General features: G+C 70.4%; 11 protein-coding genes. 7 read left to right on the plus strand and 4 right to left on the minus strand.

From position 1 onward, the window contains the following. Window positions 1–22: 22 nt before the first annotated feature. The 4 genes from ACFVH5_RS18495 to ACFVH5_RS18510 all read right to left on the minus strand — a co-directional run bounded on the left by ACFVH5_RS18495 (window position 23) and on the right by ACFVH5_RS18510 (window position 6,175). Complete coding sequence (locus ACFVH5_RS18495; protein WP_385834735.1) at window positions 23–1,525, minus strand: acyltransferase; 1,503 nt, start codon at window positions 1,523–1,525, stop codon at window positions 23–25. Then, a complete protein-coding gene (locus ACFVH5_RS18500; RefSeq protein ID WP_384805281.1) occupies window positions 1,522–3,735 on the minus strand; it encodes a glycosyltransferase in 2,214 nt (737 codons plus the stop codon). The genes ACFVH5_RS18495 and ACFVH5_RS18500 overlap by 4 nt, the downstream gene beginning before the upstream one ends. Further along, window positions 3,735–4,793, minus strand: coding sequence for a hypothetical protein (locus tag ACFVH5_RS18505; RefSeq protein ID WP_385834736.1), 1,059 nt, complete (start codon window positions 4,791–4,793; stop codon window positions 3,735–3,737). Before ACFVH5_RS18505 ends, ACFVH5_RS18500 begins: the two co-directional genes overlap by 1 nt. A 356-nt stretch (window positions 4,794–5,149) precedes the next feature. Next, window positions 5,150–6,175, minus strand: a complete 1,026-nt coding sequence (locus ACFVH5_RS18510; RefSeq protein WP_385834737.1) for a LysR family transcriptional regulator — start codon at window positions 6,173–6,175, stop codon at window positions 5,150–5,152. A 221-nt stretch (window positions 6,176–6,396) separates the two neighbouring features. Between ACFVH5_RS18510 and ACFVH5_RS18515 the strand changes: the two genes are divergently transcribed. From ACFVH5_RS18515 to ACFVH5_RS18545, 7 genes are all read left to right on the plus strand, one after another. After that, a complete protein-coding gene (locus tag ACFVH5_RS18515) occupies window positions 6,397–7,512 on the plus strand; it encodes an MFS transporter (RefSeq protein ID WP_385834738.1) in 1,116 nt (371 codons plus the stop codon). A gap of 581 nt (window positions 7,513–8,093) precedes the next feature. Further along, a complete protein-coding gene (locus ACFVH5_RS18520) occupies window positions 8,094–9,389 on the plus strand; it encodes an ABC transporter substrate-binding protein (protein WP_385834739.1) in 1,296 nt (431 codons plus the stop codon). Continuing rightward, complete coding sequence (locus ACFVH5_RS18525; RefSeq protein WP_385834740.1) at window positions 9,386–10,372, plus strand: carbohydrate ABC transporter permease; 987 nt, start codon at window positions 9,386–9,388, stop codon at window positions 10,370–10,372. Before ACFVH5_RS18520 ends, ACFVH5_RS18525 begins: the two co-directional genes overlap by 4 nt. Before the next feature lie 28 nt (window positions 10,373–10,400). Then, complete coding sequence (locus ACFVH5_RS18530; protein WP_385834741.1) at window positions 10,401–11,222, plus strand: carbohydrate ABC transporter permease; 822 nt, start codon at window positions 10,401–10,403, stop codon at window positions 11,220–11,222. Window positions 11,223–11,233: 11 nt separating this feature from the next. Beyond that, on the plus strand, window positions 11,234–13,531 hold the full coding sequence (gene yicI / locus ACFVH5_RS18535; protein WP_385834742.1) for an alpha-xylosidase: 2,298 nt from the start codon (window positions 11,234–11,236) through the stop codon (window positions 13,529–13,531). A gap of 2 nt (window positions 13,532–13,533) precedes the next feature. Next, window positions 13,534–14,538 (plus strand): LacI family DNA-binding transcriptional regulator, encoded by a 1,005-nt coding sequence (locus ACFVH5_RS18540; protein ID WP_385834743.1) that lies wholly within the window; start codon window positions 13,534–13,536, stop codon window positions 14,536–14,538. Window positions 14,539–14,588: 50 nt separating this feature from the next. Then, a complete protein-coding gene (locus ACFVH5_RS18545; protein ID WP_385834744.1) occupies window positions 14,589–17,543 on the plus strand; it encodes a glycoside hydrolase family 3 C-terminal domain-containing protein in 2,955 nt (984 codons plus the stop codon). The last annotated feature ends 23 nt before the right edge of the window (window positions 17,544–17,566 follow it).

A 17,566-nucleotide genomic window follows, 5' to 3' on the forward strand; every position in this document is an offset into this window, starting at 1 on the left:
GTGCCCGTCCGTCCGGCTGTCCCTAGCGCGCCCGCGCCCGGGAGCGAGGGCGGGAGTGGGAGTGGGACGGCGGGCCCGCGCCTGGGCGTGGGGGTGGTTTCTTCGTGCCTGTCGGCCACAGGCGCGGGCTCCGTTTCGCCGCCAGGTCCTCGATCCAGCCGACGCACACGATCGCGAGGCCTATCAGGGGCCAGACCAGGACGAACATCCACAGCGCGTACGTGGTGTCCAGCAGGCTCACCATCCCGTCGTTCATGAAGGGAAGGTCGTAGAGCTGGTCGATGATCGGGACCGTCGCCATGATCAGGAGGTTGTGCCACAGGTAGATCGTCATGGCACGGCTGTTGGAGAGGGTGACCAGTTTGTCCCAGCGCTTGAGGCGGCCGGGGAGGTCCTGCCAGGACGGGGAGTACTGGAGCAGGATGACCACGAACCCGAAGGACCAGGTGGCCTGCGCCAGCGGGATGTCGTTCAGGTCCCAGCCGTCGGGGCCCAGATGGCCCGACGCCCACCACAGGCCGAACGCCATCAGCAGGGTCGAGCAGGACACCGCCACATAGCGCGGGATCTGCTGCAGCATGCCCTCGTAGTGGGCGAACCCGAGGACCCAGCAGCCGCCGTAGACCGCGAAGTCCGAGACCGCGTTGCCCGTTTCACCGGGGATGTTGACGATGCCCGTGCCGACCACGGCCGTCAGCCCGAGCGGGGCCAGCAGCGTCGGCCACGGGGCCCTGCGGAACGCCCACAGGAGCAGCGGCGACGCGAGTACGAACCAGAGGTACGCCCGCAGGTACCAGAGCACGCCCGCCGACTGGACCGCCCAGGTCTGCTCCAGGAGGCCCGACTTGTCGCCGATGCTCCAGGGGAACGGCGGGGCGCCGATCGGGACGATGTAGTTGAAGAGCTCGATCATCCCCCAGGTGCCGCCGTTGTCGGGGTCCTCGGAGATGTTCCAGCCCGCGGCGAACATCATGGCGAGCATGACGGCGCTGAAGATCCACAGGGGTGGCAGGAGCCGCCGGATACGGCCGCGGATCACGCCCAGGGCCGGGCGCTTCAGCGAGCGCGCCATCAGGGAACCGGCGAGCGCGAACATCACGCCCATGGACGGGAAGAGGACCGTCAGCCAGGCCCAGCCGAACAGGTGGTACATGACCACGCGGATCAGCGCCAGCGTGCGCAGCAGGTCCAGGTAGCGGTCACGGCCGCTCGCCTTCTTCGGCGCGGAAGAAGCCGAAGAAGGCGAAGAAGCCGAGGGAGTGGCGGGAGTGGTGGGGGCGGGGACGGACGGTGCCCGGGACGCGGCGGACGCGGACGGGGCCTCGAACGGGGACCCCGGATTCTCCGCCGGAACCCGCGTGCCGAACCCGCCCGACCCGTCGGACCCGATGGATGCGTTAAATGAGCTGGATGCGTCGGACGCAGAAGACGTGTCCGTCGTGTCGAACGGGGACATCACCCAGCCCGCGTCGTACCGCGGCTCCTCCGGGTGGCCGCCCGGGTCGGTGTTCTGGCCATGCGTCATCCCACAGGCCTCCGATCGTTTCCGCTGCCGCTCTCCGCTCGCTGGCGGGGCATGGGGGCGGGGGCGCCCGCCGCTCCGGGGGCCGAGCCGACCACGCCGGTGCGGCGCAGTTTCTGCCAGCGCAGCCGACCGCCGGTGAGGGCGGTGATCCAGGACTGGAGCAGGACGACGTACATGAGCTGCCGGTAGAGGATCTGCTGCAGGGGCAGCGAGATGAGGTGGGTCATGCGTTCCTTGTCGAGCCGGAAGGCGTACGCGGCGCAGATCGCCTGGATGGCGAGGACGCCCAGCCAGGCGCCGATCGTCTTCTCGGTGGGGCCGAACACGATCCCGTACAGCAGGAACACGTCGATCAGGGGGGCCAGGAGCGGGGCCAGGACCATGAAGAAGGAGATCAGGGGCAGGCCGACGCGGCCGAAGCGGCCCGAGGGGCCCCGTTCGACGAGCGCCTTGCGGTGCTTCCAGATCGCCTGCATGGTGCCGTACGACCAGCGGTAGCGCTGGGACCACAGCTGCTGGACGGACTCGGGGGCCTCGGTCCACGCGCGGGCGTTCTCCGCGTAGACGACGCGCCAGCCGTCGCGGTGCATGGCCATCGTGATGTCGGTGTCCTCGGCGAGGGTGTCCTCGCTCATGCCGCCGACGCGTTCCAGGGCCGAGCGGCGGAAGGCTCCGACGGCTCCGGGGATCGTCGGCATGCAGCGCAGCATGTCGTACATGCGGCGGTCCAGGTTGAAGCCCATCACGTACTCGATGTGCTGCCAGGCGCCGATCAGCGAGTCGCGGTTGCCGACCTTGGCGTTGCCCGCGACGGCGCCCACGCTCGGGTCGCCGAAGGGCTGCACCAGTTCGCGCACGGTGGCGGGCTCGAAGACGGTGTCGCCGTCCATCATCACGATGAGGTCGTGCTTGGCGTTGGCTATGCCCCGGTTGAGGGCGGCGGGCTTGCCCGCGTTGAGCTGGCGCACGACGCGTACGTCCGGCAGCCGCAGGTCCTCCACGATGCGGGCGGTGCCGTCGCTCGAACCGTCGTCGATGACGACGACCTCGATGGGCTGTTCGCTCGCCACCAGCGAACGCACGGTGGCCTCGATGCACTTGGCCTCGTTGTACGCCGGCACCAGCACCGAGACCGGTTCGGTGACCGGCGGTCCCCAGCGGAAGTTCTTCCGGCGTACGCGGCGGGCGTGGGCGATCGAGAGGACGAGCATCAGGCCGAAACGGGTGATGACCAGCGTGCCGATGACCGCGAGACAGACGACGAGGACGTCGGTGCTCTTCTCGGAGAACTGCACCGCCCAGGTCCAGGCCTTGCCCTTCCACAGGTCGAGTCCGGTGACCTGGGTGTGGGCGCTGGGGGCACCGAGCGCTCCGGTCAGGTTGTCGAACTCGTACCCCTCCTTCTGCATCTCGGGCAGGAAGCGGTCGAGTGCCTGCACGGTCTGGTGGCGGTCGCCGCCGGAGTCGTGCATGAGGACGATGGCGCCCTTGCCGCCCTTGGGGGTGGCGTTGCGGATGATCGTCTCGACGCCGGGCTTCTTCCAGTCCTCGCTGTCGGTGTTGTTGACGACGGTGAGGTAGCCGCGGCTGCCGATGTACTCGGTGACCGGCCACGACTTGTCGTCCATGGCGTCGGCGAACGAGGAGTACGGCGGCCGGAAGAGCGACGTACGGATGCCGGCCGCGCCCGCGAGCGCCAGCTGGTTCTGGGACAGTTCCCAGTCGATACGGCTCTTCGACTGGTAGGAGAGGTCGGGGTGGTTGAAGGTGTGCAGCCCGATCTCGTGGCCCTCGTCGACCATGCGCTGGACGAGCGCCGGGTAGCGCGAGGCCATCGTGCCGGTGACGAAGAACACCGCGTGCGCGTTGTGCTTCTTGAGGACGTCGAGGACCTTGGGGGTCCACTCGGGGTCCGGGCCGTCGTCGAAGGTGAGGACGAGATGGTGCTTCGGCACGCTGAGGCTGCTGGTGCGGCCGCCTCGGGTGTCGATGACGGGACCGCCGTCCAGGATCTTCTCCGGTACGCGGTCGGTGGCGGCCTCGGGCTGGATGCGGTGGTCCGCGAGTATCTCGCTGTGTACGTACCCGCGCAGCATCAGCATCGCCATGAGGGCGATGAGGATGAGCGAGGGCAACAGGTAGCGCATGGGCAGGCGTCGGCGCCGGACGGCGCCCCGGCCTGCGCCGCGCTTGCTGGTGCGGCGTGCCATCAGAGGATGTTCTCCGGGGAGGACGGGGTGGGGGGGCTCGGCTCGATGGGAGTCGGCACCGCCGTGAGCGGGGCGTCGGCAACGTCGTTGGTGCCGCTTCCGGCGGGGGCCTCGGTGGTGGGCCCGTCCGTGACGCCGGTGTCGGTCGGTTCCGGTTCGGGATCCGGTGACGCGGGGACTTCGTCGGTGGGGTCCGCCCCGGGGTCGGGCGAGTTGTTGCTGCCCGTGCCCGGCTTGGTGGTGCTGGCGGAGGGCTTGGGGTCGGCCGAGGTGTCGGGCGCCTTCGCGCTGGCCGAGGCATCGGCCGAGAGGCTGGCGCCGGGTGACGGCGTCGTGCCTTCGGTGCCGGAGACGCTCGCCTCGGGCGAGGCGCTCGCGGAGCCGGACGGATCGGCGGATTCGGTGGGCGCCGCCGAGGGCTCGACCTGGCCGGCCGGTGAGTCTCCCTGCTGGTCCTTGATGGGGAGCCAGGGGGCGTTCGAGTTGCCGGATATGAGGGTGATGAGGATGGCCACCGCGTAGACCGCGCAGGCCAGGCCCACCGCCATGCCTATCCGGCGGTATCTGCGGCTGCGGCGGCCCGTCTCGTCGACGAAGACCGGGCCGTCCGAGCCCTCCTGGGTGCTGGGCGCACCCTTGGCCTGCTGGACGAGCCAGTCCTCCAGCTGCCGTCCCACACCGTCGAGCTGGACCGTGACCTCGTGCGGGTCATGGGTGTGCTCGGGGTGCTCGGACTCCTGCCAGGAGTCGTGGCCGACGGCGGAACCGGGGCCCTGCGCGGCGGCGGGGTCGTACCCGGCACCGGCGGTACTGCCGCCCACCGCGCTTCCGCTGCCGCTCATCGCGCTGCCGTTGCCGCTCATCGCGCTGCCGTTGCCGCTCATCGCGCTTCCAGGGAAGCGGGCCGTGTCCTGGGTGCCGGGGAAACGGTCGGTGTTCCGGCCCTCCGGGAAACGGGCGGTGTCCTGGCCGTCGTCTCTCTGCCGCGGCACCGCCGCGGCGGCCTCACGGCGGAACCAGCCGTCGGACGCGCCCGGCGCACCGGACGTACCGGACACCCCCGAAGCGCCTATGACCTCGGTCGCGTCCGTGCCGCCCGCATGGCCGGAAACGTTACGGAAGGGCTGATCAGGACCATTTCGAAGCGCCCGGTCGGCCTCGTCCCGGGCCGAGCGGTTGTCACCGCCGGCACCAGGCTGATCGGAATCATTCCGACCCGGTTGAGCGTCTTCTGGCCAACTTTTCACGCGCACGTACATCCCCCCACGGGAATCGTTCTGGGGTGGCGTGTGCGACCCGGATACTCGCACGTCATCGTCCGGAACCGGACCCCCACCCGGTCCGAGCGCCCCCTTTATCACACTGCACCCGGGCCACGAATGTATCGCACGTAGCCATGAGTGAGGGTTCTGTGTCAGATCCGACTCATCATGATGCGTGTATCTGTGGCCGGAATCCACCCCTCGGAAGGGCGCTCCAGCCACCCCTCGTCCGCCGCGAGCCGTGCCGCAGCAGCCCTCAATGCCGCAACTCCACGATGCACCAGTCCCTTCCGCCACACCAAAGACACCGGTGACAACGGGACGGGGTCGACGAGGGGTCGAAGCGTTGAACCCGGCATGGCCGGAAAGTCCACCACGGCCAGAACAGGGGTTCGTGTCTTGGCCATGATCCTCCGGAACTCCTCGGTACCGACGGCGAGCGGCGCGGGCGGAGCCACCTCGATCCCGCGTCCCTCGAAAAGCTGACGGGCCAGATCGGTCCATTCAAGCGTCCGGGGGTTCCCGGCACCCGCGTACACCCGCTCCCCCGCCAGCGCGTCGAGCGGTACGGCGTCCAGCGCGGCCAGGTGATGGCCCTCGGGCAGGACGACGGCCATCCGCTCGTACCGCACGGGCTGCTGCTCCAGGCGGGCGCGCACGGCCGGGTCGAGGCCCGCGAACCGGCCGAAGGACGCGTCGAGCCGGCCGGCCAGCAGCTCGGCCGCCGCGCCGGTGAGGCCGCTCTCGAAGCGGGCCATCAGTTCGCAGTCGGGGGCCAGTTCGCGGGCCAGGTCCAGGATCCGTCCGGAGACGAGGCCCGGACTGTTCACGTCCACGAGCAGGGGGCGCTCGGCGCCCGCCCCGCCGTACGGGCCCGTCCGCCCGAAGGCCGCGAGCAGGTCGTCCTGCGCCTCCAGGGCCCGCCGCGCGTGGGGCAGCAGCCGCTCGCCGTCCGGGGTGAGCGTCACCTGCCGGGTGGTGCGTACGAAGAGGTCGGCGCCCAGTTCCCGTTCCAGGCGGCGGATGTCGCGGCTGAGGGCCTGCTGGGCGACGTACAGGCGGGCCGCCGCGCGTGTGAAGTGCAGGTCCTCGGCGACGGCGAGGAAGGCGCGCAGCAGGCGGGGGTCCAGGTGGGAGCGGTGCGCGGAGTGGGCGGAGTACGGGGGACGGGCGGGCATCGGGCGAACTTACAACGTGAGTGCGTGAATCGGTACGGAGCAGGTGTTGGACCCCGTGCGCAGGGGCGGGCGACCGTTGATCCATGCCGCCGCGCCCGTCCTCACCGCCCTCGTCCACGTCTGCGCCGTCGCCCTCCCGGAATCCCTACCGTCGACTTTTCGCCATTCCTGGTACTCGGGCGTTCACGATCGGGAATCTGATCGCCCGGCTTCCCATGGGCATGTTCAGCGTGAGCGCCGTGATCATGATCGCCGGAACGCGGGGCTCGTACGCGCTCGCCGGTGCCGTCACCGCGACCGGGCTGGCGGCGACGGCGGTCGTCGCGCCCTGGACGGCGCGGCTCGTCGACCGGCACGGGCAGGCCCGGGTCGCCGTTCCCGCCACCGCGGTCGCCGCGCTCGGCTCGCTCGCACTGCTGCTCTGCGTCCGCCTCGGGACGCCGGACTGGACACTGTTCGCGGCGTACGCGGCCACGGCGACCACACCCAACACGGGAGGCATGTCGCGGGCACGCTGGGCCCACCTCCTCGAAGGGGACCCGGTCCGGCTGCACACCGCGAACTCCTTCGAACAGGCCGTGGACGAGCTGTGCTTCATGTTCGGGCCCGTGCTCGCCGCGCTGCTGTGCGGGGCGCTGTTCCCGGAGGCGGGCACCCTCGTCGCGGTCGTCCTGCTGCTGACCGGCGTGCTGGTGTTCAGCGCCCAGCGCTCGACGGAACCGCCCGCGCGGGGCCGTACCGGCGCCGGGTCCACGTCCCCGCTCCGGGCGCCCGGAATCCCTCCGCTGCTGATCGGGTTCCTCGCCACGGGGGCCGTGTTCGGGTCCATGGAGGTGGTGACGATCGCGTTCGCGGACGCACAGGGGCACCGGGCGGCGGCCGGGGTCGTACTCGCCCTGCAGGCGGCCGGATCGTGCGCGGCGGGACTGCTGTACGGGGTACTGCGGCCGGGCGGGTCCGTGGAACGGCGGTTCCTGCTCAGTGTCGGAGCGATGGCTCCGCTGATGTCCCTGCCGCTGCTGGCCGCGACGCTCGGGGGCGGCGGGCTCGTCACGCTCGGCCTCGCCCTGCTGATCGCGGGCATGGCGACGGCGCCGACGATGGTCACGGCGATGACGCTGCTGCAGCACCGGACGCCGGAAGGGCGGCTGAACGAGGGCATGACGTGGGCGGTGACGGGGCTGCTGGGCGGGATCGCGTGCGGGGCCGCGGTGGGTGGGGTCGTGGTGGAGCACGGGTCGGCTGCGACGGGTTACGCGGTGCCGGTCGGGGCGGCGGCGACGGCGCTGCTCATCGCGCTCGCGACGGCCCGCACAGGACGGCCGTCCGCCACCTGACCGCCCGGTGGGGGCTGGTCGCGCCGTTCCCCGCGCCCTAAAAACAGGCCGCATGCCACCTGACCGCCCGGTGGAGGCTGGTCGCGCAGTTCCCCGCGCCCCTAAAAACAGGCCGCATGCCACCTGACCGGCCGGTGGAGGTTGCTCGCGCCGTTCCCCGCGCCCCTAAAAGCAGGCCGTCCGCCACGTGACCGGCCGACTTGGGTCACCCGCGCCGTTCCCCGCGCCCCTGACGGGGCCCCGGAGCGGCGCAGCCGCTTTCAGGGGCGCGGGGAACTGCGCGACCAGCCCCCACCGACCCGCACCGGACGAACCGACCCCTGCGGCGCAGCCGCTTCAAGGGGCGCGGGGAACTGCGCGGGTGACCCCCACCGACCCGCACCCGACAACCCCCGGTCGACCCACCGAACGCCCGCCCCAATTCGCGCGCACCCCATTGACTCCCCCCGAGCCCCCACATACGTTCCCCCGTCGAAGCGCTTCGACGGCTCGCGTCGAATCGATTCGATGCGCGCCGCGCAAGCGGAGCACAAGCGGAGCGCAATGCTCCGATACCCGTCCGACTCCCCCGGAGGCACAGGATGTTGACGGCACGAAGGCGTGTGATGGCGGCGGCGGCCGCGGTGGTGAGCACCACCCTGCTGCTGGCCTCCTGCGGTGACTCGGACAGCGGGTCCTCCGACGGGAAGACCCTGAAGCTGTGGCACTACGAGAGCCCGGACAGCGCGATGGCGGTCGCCTGGAACGCGGCCATCAAGGAGTTCGAGAAGACCCACCCCGGCGTCAAGGTGAAGTTCGAGGAGAAGGGCTTCGAGCAGATCCAGAAGACCGCCCCGATGGTCCTCAACTCCAATGACGCGCCGGACCTCATGGAGTACAACAAGGGCAACGCGACGGCCGGCCACCTCTCCCAGCAGGGCCTGCTCACCGACCTGTCCGCGGAGGTGACGAAGCACGGCTGGGACAAGAAGCTCAGCGCGGGCGTGCGCACCACCAGCCAGTACGACGCCAAGGGCGTGATGGGCTCGGGCAAGTGGTTCGGGATACCCAACTACGCCGAGTACACGATGGTGTTCTACAACAAGGACCTCTTCAAGAAGTACGACATCGCCGAGCCGAAGACGTTCGGCGAACTGACCGCCGCCATGGACACGTTCGTCGCCAAGGGCGTCACCCCGCTGGCCAACGCGGGCGCCGAGTACGTGGCCCACCAGTACCTCTACCAGCTCGCGCTGTCGAAGGCCGACCGCGCCTGGGTGGACTCGTACCAGCTCTACAAGGGGAAGCCGGACTTCCACGACGCCGCCTGGACGTACGCGGCCGAGACCTTCGCGGACTGGGTGAAGAAGGGCTACATCAGCAAGAAGACCACCAGCGCGAAGGCCGAGGACGCGGGGCTGTCGTTCATGCAGGGCAAGAGCCCGATCCTGTTCTCCGGCAGCTGGTGGTTCGGCCGGTTCGCCGCGGAGAACAAGTTCGACTGGGGCACGTTCCTGTGGCCGGACTCGAATCTGACCCTCGGCTCGGGCGGCAACCTGTGGGTGGTCCCCAAGGGCGCGAAGAACAAGCAACTGGCGTACGACTTCATCGACATCACCATGTCGAAGAAGATCCAGAACCTGCTCGGCAACAAGGGCGGCGTCCCGGTGGCCGCCGATCCCGCCGCCATCACGGACCCGCGCTCCAAGGGCCTCATCGCCAACTTCAACACCCTCTCCGAGCGCGACGGCCTGGCGTTCTACCCGGACTGGCCGGCGCCCGGTTTCTACGACGTCCTCGTCTCCGAGACGCAGAAGCTGATCACGGGGAGCGCGAAGCCGGACGCCTACCTGGACGCGGTGAAGGCGGCGTACGACAAGGGCGTACAGGCCCCATGACGTTCACCGTCGACGAGCGGGGCGGGCACGAGGGCGCGGTCGTCGAAGCGCGTCACCACGCGAAGAGCAGGAAGAACAGCCCTCGGCCCCGCGACTCCTACGCCCTCTTCCTGCTTCCCGGCGCCCTCGCCTTCCTCGTGATCGTCGTCGTGCCGTTCCTGATGAACACGGGCGTGAGCTTCACCGAGTGGCAGGGCGTCGGCAGCCCGAAGTGGACGGGGCTCGCCAACTACCGTGAGCTGATGGACGACGCCGAGTTCTGGGCGTCGTTCCGGCACAGCCTGTTCATGGTCGTCGCGATGGCGGTCGTCCCGACCGTCCTCGGGCTCGTCCTGGCCGCCGCCCTGTTCGACTTCGTCGGCAAGCACTTCGGCAGCAGGACGGCCGCCGTGCTGCGGGCCTGTTTCTATCTGCCGCAGGTGCTGCCCATCGCGGTGGCGGGCATCGTGTGGAGCTGGATCCTCGCGCCCGAGAACGGCTCGCTGAACGAACTCCTGAAGGCGGTCGGGCTCGGGAGTCTCCAGCAGGACTGGCTCGGCGACCCCGACCTCGCGCTGTACAGCGTCATGGGCGTGATGGTCTGGGTGCAGCTCGGCTTCCCGCTCGTGATCTTCATGGCGGGCCTGCAGCGTGTCGACCCGCAGCTGTACGAGGCCGCCGAACTGGACGGCGCCGGCTGGTGGCGCCGGTTCTGGCACGTCACGTTGCCGCAGATCAGGCCGGAGATCTATGTCGTGCTGCTCTGGTGCACGATCGCCGCGCTCAAGGTGTTCGGCGCGGTGTACGTGCTCACCAAGGGCGGACCCGGCGGGGCCACCGACGTGCCCTCGTACTTCTCGTTCACCACGTTCTTCGAGAAGACGCAGGTCGGGTACGGCGCCGCGATCTCGACCGTCCTGACCGTGATCGTCCTGCTGCTCGCCGTGGTCGGCCTGAAGCTCCAGACCCGTGCCGAGGACGCCGAACAGGGAGTCGTGCGATGAGCAGCACCGAACGAGGAGTAGGTGCCTCATGACCGCCCTCCGCCGCTACCCCGTCCTCCTCGCCCTGATCATCGGGGCCCTGTTCATGGTCCTGCCGTTCCTGATCGTCACCCTCAACGCGGTGAAGTCGCCCGCCGAGTACTCGGCTAACGGCCCGCTGAGCCTGCCCGAGGGCGTCTACCTCGACGGGCTGAAGGACTTCTGGGAACGCGTCGACTTCGGACAGAAGCTCGTCAACTCGGTGATCATCAGCGGGTCCGTCGCCCTCGGTGCCGTCGTTCTCTCCGTCCTCAACGCGTACGCGATCGGCATCGGGCGGATCAGAGGGCGCACCTGGGTCCTCGCCTTCTTCGTGCTGGCGAACATGCTGCCGCAGGAGGCCCTGGTCTACCCGGTCTACTACCTGAGCAAGGAAGCCGGCCTGTACGACACCAGGCTGAGCGTGATCATCGTCTTCACCGTGATCCAGGCCGCGTTCGGCACGTATCTGCTCGCCTCGGTCCTCGGTCAGTTCCCGCGCGAGATCATCGAGGCCGCCCGGATCGACGGCGCGAACAAGTGGCAGGTGCTCTGGCAGATCGTAGTGCCCGTCAGCCGGCCCACCATCGGCGTGCTCCTGGTCTTCTTCTTCATCTGGACCTGGAACGAGTTCCTGCTCCCTCTCGTGATGCTGATCTCCAACGACAACCAGACCGTGTCGGTGGCGCTCGGCGTCCTCCAGGGCCAGCGCCTGATGGACGCCACGATGACGAACGCCGCCGCCCTTCTGGGCGTCCTGCCCGCCATCGTCTTCTTCCTCGTCTTCCAGCGGACGCTCACCCGCGGCATCGCCGTGGGTGCCGTCAAGTAAGGGGTGTGCGCGTGAAGTTCACCGACGGCTACTGGCTGCTGCGCGAGGGCGTGACGGCCGCCCACCCGGTCGAGGTCCTCGATGTGAGCGCCGGGTCCGGGGCCCTGGAGATCCACGCGCCGACCCAGCCCATCCGTCACCGCGGCGATCTGCTGAAGGGACCGGTCGTGACCATCGGCGCGCACGCCCCGATGCCCGACGTCATCGGCGTCACGTTCACCCACTTCGAGGGCGAGGAGCCCCGGGGGCCGCGGTTCGAACTGAACCGGCTCGGCAAGGAGGAGTTCCAGGCGCACGCCGAGTACGACGACGACTCCGCGACCCTCACCGCGGGCGCCCTGTCGGTACGCGTGAGCCGCACCGGCCCCTGGCACGTGGACTTCCTCGCCGACGGCCGCACCCTCACCAGCAGCGGCCCCAAGGGCATGGGCATCATGCGCGACACCGGCAGCGGCGGCCACTACCTGCGGGAGCAGCTGAACCTCGGCGTCGGCACGCACGTCTTCGGGCTCGGCGAGCGGTTCGGGCCGCTGGTCAAGAACGGCCAGGTCGTCGACATGTGGAACGCCGACGGGGGCACGGCCACCGAACAGGCGTACAAGAACGTGCCGTTCTATCTGACGGACGCGGGGTACGGCGTCTTCGTCGACCATCCGGGCCGGGTGTCGTTCGAGGTCGGCTCGGAGGCGGTGTCACGGGTCCAGTTCAGCGCCGAGACCCAGCAGCTGACGTACTACGTGATCTACGGGCCCACCCCGAAGGACATCATCCGCAAGTACACGGCCCTCACCGGCCGCCCGGCCCTGCCGCCCGCCTGGTCGTTCGGGCTGTGGCTGTCGACGTCCTTCACCACCTCGTACGACGAGGCCACCGTCAGCTCCTTCATCGACGGCATGAGGGAGCGTGAACTCCCGCTCTCCGTCTTCCACTTCGACTGCTTCTGGATGCGCGAGTTCAACTGGTGCGACTTCGAGTGGGATCCCCGGGTCTTCCCGGACCCGCAGGGCATGCTGGCCCGCCTCAAGGAGCGCGGGCTGCACATCAGCGTGTGGATCAACCCGTACATCGCGCAGCGCTCCCCGCTCTTCGCCGAGGGCAAGGCGCTCGGGCATCTGCTGCGGCGGCCGGACGGCAGTGTCTGGCAGTGGGACCTGTGGCAGCCGGGCATGGCGCTCGTCGACTTCACCAGCCCGGCCGCCCGCGAGTGGTACGCGGCGAAGCTGGAGGCGCTGCTCGCGCAGGGCGTCGACTGCTTCAAGACCGACTTCGGGGAGCGGGTCCCGCTCGACGTGGCGTACGCGGACGGCGGCGACCCCGAGCGGATGCACAACTACTACACGTACCTCTACAACCGGACCGTCTTCGACGTGCTGCGCAAGCACCGCGGGGAGGGCGAGGCGGTCGTCTTCGCCCGCTCGGCGACCGCGGGCAGCCAGAAGTTCCCGGTGCACTGGGGCGGCGACTGCGAGGCCACGTACGCGTCGATGGCGGAGTCGCTGCGCGGCGGACTCTCCCTCGGCCTCTCCGGGTTCGGCTACTGGAGCCACGACATCGGCGGCTTCGAGGGCACCCCGACCCCCGCCCTCTTCAAGCGCTGGCTCGCCTTCGGGCTCCTCTCCTCGCACAGCCGCCTGCACGGCAGCTCCTCGTACCGCGTGCCGTGGCTCTTCGACGAGGAGTCCGTGGACGTCCTGCGCCTGTTCACCCGCCTGAAGCTGCGCCTCATGCCGTACCTGTACGAGGCCGCCCGCACCGCGCACGCGCAGGGGGTGCCGATGATGCGCGCGATGGTGCTCGAATTCCCGGACGATCCCGGGTGCGCGCATCTGGAACGGCAGTACATGCTCGGCTCCGACCTGCTGGTCGCGCCGGTGTTCTCCGACGACGGTGACGTGTCGTACTACGTGCCCGAGGGCACCTGGACGCACTTCCTGACCGGGCGGACGGTGACCGGGCCGCGCTGGGTGCGCGAGACGCACGGCTTCTCCAGTGTGCCGCTCCTCGTCCGGCCGGGCGCGGTGATCCCGGTGGGTTCCGTCGAGGACCGCCCCGACTATCCGTACGCGGACGGGGTCACCCTCCACGCGTACGCTCCGGCGCGCGGCGCGCAGGTCACGGCGGTCGTGGACGGGGTGACCTTCACCGTCGTACGGGAGGGCGACACCCTGCGGGCCTCGTCGAGCGACCCGAAGGCGCCCTGGGCGCTGGCGGTGGGCGACCGGACCGCGCGGGCGGCGGCCGGGACCGGGTTCCTGTCCCTGGAACTTGAACCGGCCTCCGGGAGCGCGCCGGACCTGGAGCGGGGCTGAGCATGGTGAAGATCACCGATGTGGCCCGGCACGCGGGGGTCTCCCCCAGCACGGTCTCGTACGCGCTGAGCGGCAAGCGGCCGATCTCCGAGGAGACCCGGCAGCGCGTCGAGGACAGCATCCGCGAGCTGGGCTACCGGCCGCACGCGGGCGCCCGCGCCCTCGCGAGCAGCAGATCGAACGTGCTGGCGCTCGTGGTCCCGCTGCGGGCCGGCATCCACGTGCCGGTGGTGATGCAGTTCGCGGTGTCCGTGGTGACGGCCGCCCGCCGCCACGACCACGACGTGCTGCTGCTCACGCAGGAGGAGGGCGAGGAGGGGCTGCGGCGGGTCGCGGACAGCGCCCTCGTGGACGCGCTGATCGTGATGGACGTCCAGCTCCACGACGCGCGCCTGCCGTTGCTGCGCGGCCTGGACCGGCCGTCGGTCCTCATCGGCTTCCCGGCCGAGCCCGCCGGGCTGACCTGCATCGACCTGGACTTCAAGGCGGCGGGCGAACTGTGCGTCGAGCATCTGGCGGGGCTCGGCCACCGGGTGATCGGCCTGGTGGGCTCACCGCCCGAGGTGTACGTGCGCGAGACCGGGTTCGCCCAGCGGGTGGTCCAGGGCTTCACCGCCGCGGCCGACCGCAACGGCCTCTCCTCCTCGGTCCACCCGTGCGAGGCCGACCCCGCGGCGGCCCGGCAGGTCGCCGAACAGCTCCTGCGCGAACGCCCCGCGCTGACGGGTGTCGTGGTCCACAACGAGCCGGTCCTGGAACCGCTGATCGACGCGTTCGAAGCCCTCGGACTACGGGTCCCCGGCGATCTGTCGGTCACCGCGATCTGCCCGGACGAACTGGCCGGCCGCGTCCGCGTGCCCGTCACCTCCATCGCCATACCGGCCGCCGAGGTGGGCGCCGGATCGGTGGAGCTGCTGATGAAGAAGCTGGGCGGTGCGCCGGTACCGCAGGCCACGCTGCTGCCGCCCCGGCTGACGGTGCGGGCGAGCACGCAGCCGCGCCCTTGATCCGTGCCCGACGTCCATTCGTGCAAGGCCCTAGTCGAAGGAGCCGTGACATGAAAGGCAAGAGAAGCAGGAGAAGACCGAGAACCGCGCTCGTCCTGGCGCTCACGCTGATCGGCGGCCTCGGCGCCGCCGTACCGGCCGCCACCGTGTCGGCCGCGGCCGACGCCCCCGCGTACCCCTTCCGCGACCCCCGCCTCCCCGTCGACCGCCGTGTCGACGACCTTCTCTCCCGGCTCACCCTCGACGAGAAGGTCTCCCTGCTCCACCAGTGGCAGCCCGCGATCCCCCGCCTGGGCATCCAGGCGTTCAAGACCGGTACCGAGGCACTGCACGGGGTCGCCTGGCTCGGCGAGGCCACCGTCTTCCCGCAGGCCGTGGGGCTCGCCTCGACCTGGGACCCCGCACTGATCCGCCGGGTCGGCTCGGCTGTCGGCGACGAGACCCGCGGCTTCCAGCAGGAACGCCCCACCGGCTGGGGCCTCAACCTGTGGGCGCCCGTGGTCAATCCGCTCCGCGACCCGCGCTGGGGCCGCAACGAGGAGGGCTACTCGGAGGACCCCTACCTCACCGGCTCGATGGCGACCGCGTACGGCACCGGTCTGACCGGCGGTGATCCCGAGCACCTGAAGACGGCCCCCACGCTGAAGCACTTCCTCGGCAACAACAACGAGGCCGACCGCACGACCACCTCCTCCGACCTGCGCCCACGGGTGCTGAAGGAGTACGAGGAGCAGGCGTTCCGGCCGGCGATCGAGGCGGACGCGGCGACGGGCGTGATGTCCTCGTACAACCTCGTCAACGGCCGTCCCGCCACGGTGAATCCGGCGCTCGACGACGACGTGCGCACCTGGACCTCGCAGGACCTGCTGAACGTGACCGACGCCTACGCGCCCAACAACCTGACCGGCACCGGCAGTCAGAAGTACTACGGCACCCTCGCCGAGGGGAACGCGGCGGCGCTGAAGGCCGGAATCGACAGCTTCACGACGGACGACACGAACTCCGTACCGACGACCACGGCCGTCGAGTCGGCGCTGTCCGACGGCCTGCTGAAGGAGTCGGACGTCGACACGGCGGCCGGGCACGTCCTCGACATCCGGGTGCGGCTCGGCGAGTTCGACCCGGGCGGCGGCAGGTACGGGGCCATCGACAAGTCGGTCGTGAACAGCCCGGCGCACCAGAGGCTCGCGCGGCAGGCGGCGGCCGACGCGGCGGTCCTGCTGAAGAACTCGGGCGGCGCCCTGCCGCTGAAGGCCTCCGCGAAGGACGTGGCCGTCGTCGGCCCGCTCGCCGACACCCTCTACACCGACTGGTACTCGGGCACGCTCCCGTACGCGGTCACCCCGAAGGCGGGCATCGCCGCGCGGCTCGGCTCCCCCGTGGCCGGCAGCGAGGGCGTCGACCGGATCTCGCTGCGGAACACGGCGAGCGGCGCGTACGTCACGGCGGGCACGGACGCCGACGGTGAGGCGCTCAAGGAGAGCGCGGGCGGCGGGACGGCCGCGCAGTTCGACGTGTTCGACTGGGGCGCCGGGATCGTGACCCTGCGCTCGGCCGCGAACGGCAAGTACGTCGGCTACAACTGGTCGGACTTCGTCAACGACCAGGTCCAGCCGAACGGTTGGTTCGTCCAGCAGCAGTTCGCGCCGGAGGAGCAGGCCGACGGTACGTACCTGCTGCGGTACGCGGGCTACGAGACCCGCGAACCCTGGTGGTCGAACCCGGTCTACCTCGGCCCCACCGGCTCCGACGGCACCCTCGGCCTGGTCACGAAGTCCGAGGCCGCGCACTACGCCAAGGACGTCGTCCGCAGCGGCACCGAGGAGGCCGTGGCAGCGGTGAAGGGCAAGAGCGCGGCGGTCGTCGTGGTCGGGTCCATGCCCGCGATCAACGGGCGCGAGAACGACGACCGCGAGGACATGGGCCTCGCCCCGTCCCAGGAAGCCCTGGTCGAGGCGGTACGCGAGGCCAACCCGCACACCGTCGTGGTCGTCGAGAACAGCTACCCGACCACCCTCGGCGCCCTCCAGGAGAAGGTCCCGGCGCTCCTGTGGACCACCCACGCGGGCCAGGAGACCGGCAACGCTCTCGCCGACGTCCTCTTCGGCGACGTGAACCCGGCCGGCCGGCTCACCCAGACCTGGTACCGCTCGGAGGCGGACCTGCCGTCCGTCCTGGAGTACGACACCATCAAATACGACCGCACGTACCAGTACTTCAAGGGCGATCCGCTCTACGCGTTCGGCTACGGGCTCTCGTACTCCTCCTTCCGTTACGGGCAGTTGAGGCGTGTCGACGGCGGTTACGAGGTCGCGGTGACGAACACCGGCAGCCGCGCCGGCGACGAGGTCGTACAGCTCTACACCCACCAGCGCACCTCGCGCGACAAACAGCCCCTGAAGCAGCTGAAGGCCTTCGAACGGGTCTCGCTGAAGCCCGGCGAGACGAGGACGGTACGGCTGAAGCTGCGGGAGAAGGACCTCGCGCACTGGGACGTCACCCGGTCGAAGTGGGTGGTGGAGAGCGGCACGTACGACGTCGTCGTGGGCGCGTCCTCCGAGGACATCCGCTCCCGTACGTCCCTGAAGGTGACGGGCGAGACGATTCCGGCCCGGGACCTCTCCCGGACCACCCGGGCGGAGAACTTCGACGACTACGAGGGGGTGCGGCTGGTGGACGAGTCCAAGGCGCGGGGCACCGCCGTGGAGGCCTCGCGCGACGGCGCCTGGCTGAAGTTCGCCGACTCCCGGCCGGGCGTGGGTCCGGCTCCGGGTGCCGGGGAGTTCAGGGCGCGCGTGGCCGGGGCGGCCGGGAAGGTGGAGGTGCGGCTCGGCTCGCCCGCCGGGACGCTCCTCGGCACGGCGACCGTGTCCGGCACGGGGTCCGTGTACACGTACGCCGAGGTGAGTGCCCCGCTGTCGGCCGCCGTCGCTTCGAAGGGCCGCCAGGACGTGTATCTGGTGCTGGGGGACGGCATGCGACTGTCGACGTTCACGCTCCGCTGAGCTGTGGTGATGCGGTGGGGGTG

The sequence above is a fragment of the Streptomyces sp. NPDC127119 genome (genome assembly GCF_042677425.1).
Lineage (GTDB): Bacteria > Actinomycetota > Actinomycetes > Streptomycetales > Streptomycetaceae > Streptomyces.

Bases quoted from the DNA above. Each gene is read 5' to 3' on its own strand.
- ACFVH5_RS18495 (WP_385834735.1), bottom strand. From the start codon at position 1,525: ATGACGCATGGCCAGAACACCGACCCGGGCGGCCACCCGGAGGAGCCG.
- ACFVH5_RS18500 (WP_384805281.1), bottom strand. From the start codon at position 3,735: ATGGCACGCCGCACCAGCAAGCGCGGCGCAGGCCGGGGCGCCGTCCGG.
- ACFVH5_RS18510 (WP_385834737.1), bottom strand. From the start codon at position 6,175: ATGCCCGCCCGTCCCCCGTACTCCGCCCACTCCGCGCACCGCTCCCAC.
- ACFVH5_RS18515 (WP_385834738.1), top strand. From the start codon at position 6,397: ATGTTCAGCGTGAGCGCCGTGATCATGATCGCCGGAACGCGGGGCTCG.
- ACFVH5_RS18520 (WP_385834739.1), top strand. From the start codon at position 8,094: ATGTTGACGGCACGAAGGCGTGTGATGGCGGCGGCGGCCGCGGTGGTG.
- ACFVH5_RS18525 (WP_385834740.1), top strand. From the start codon at position 9,386: ATGACGTTCACCGTCGACGAGCGGGGCGGGCACGAGGGCGCGGTCGTC.
- ACFVH5_RS18530 (WP_385834741.1), top strand. From the start codon at position 10,401: ATGACCGCCCTCCGCCGCTACCCCGTCCTCCTCGCCCTGATCATCGGG.
- ACFVH5_RS18540 (WP_385834743.1), top strand. From the start codon at position 13,534: ATGGTGAAGATCACCGATGTGGCCCGGCACGCGGGGGTCTCCCCCAGC.
- ACFVH5_RS18545 (WP_385834744.1), top strand. From the start codon at position 14,589: ATGAAAGGCAAGAGAAGCAGGAGAAGACCGAGAACCGCGCTCGTCCTG.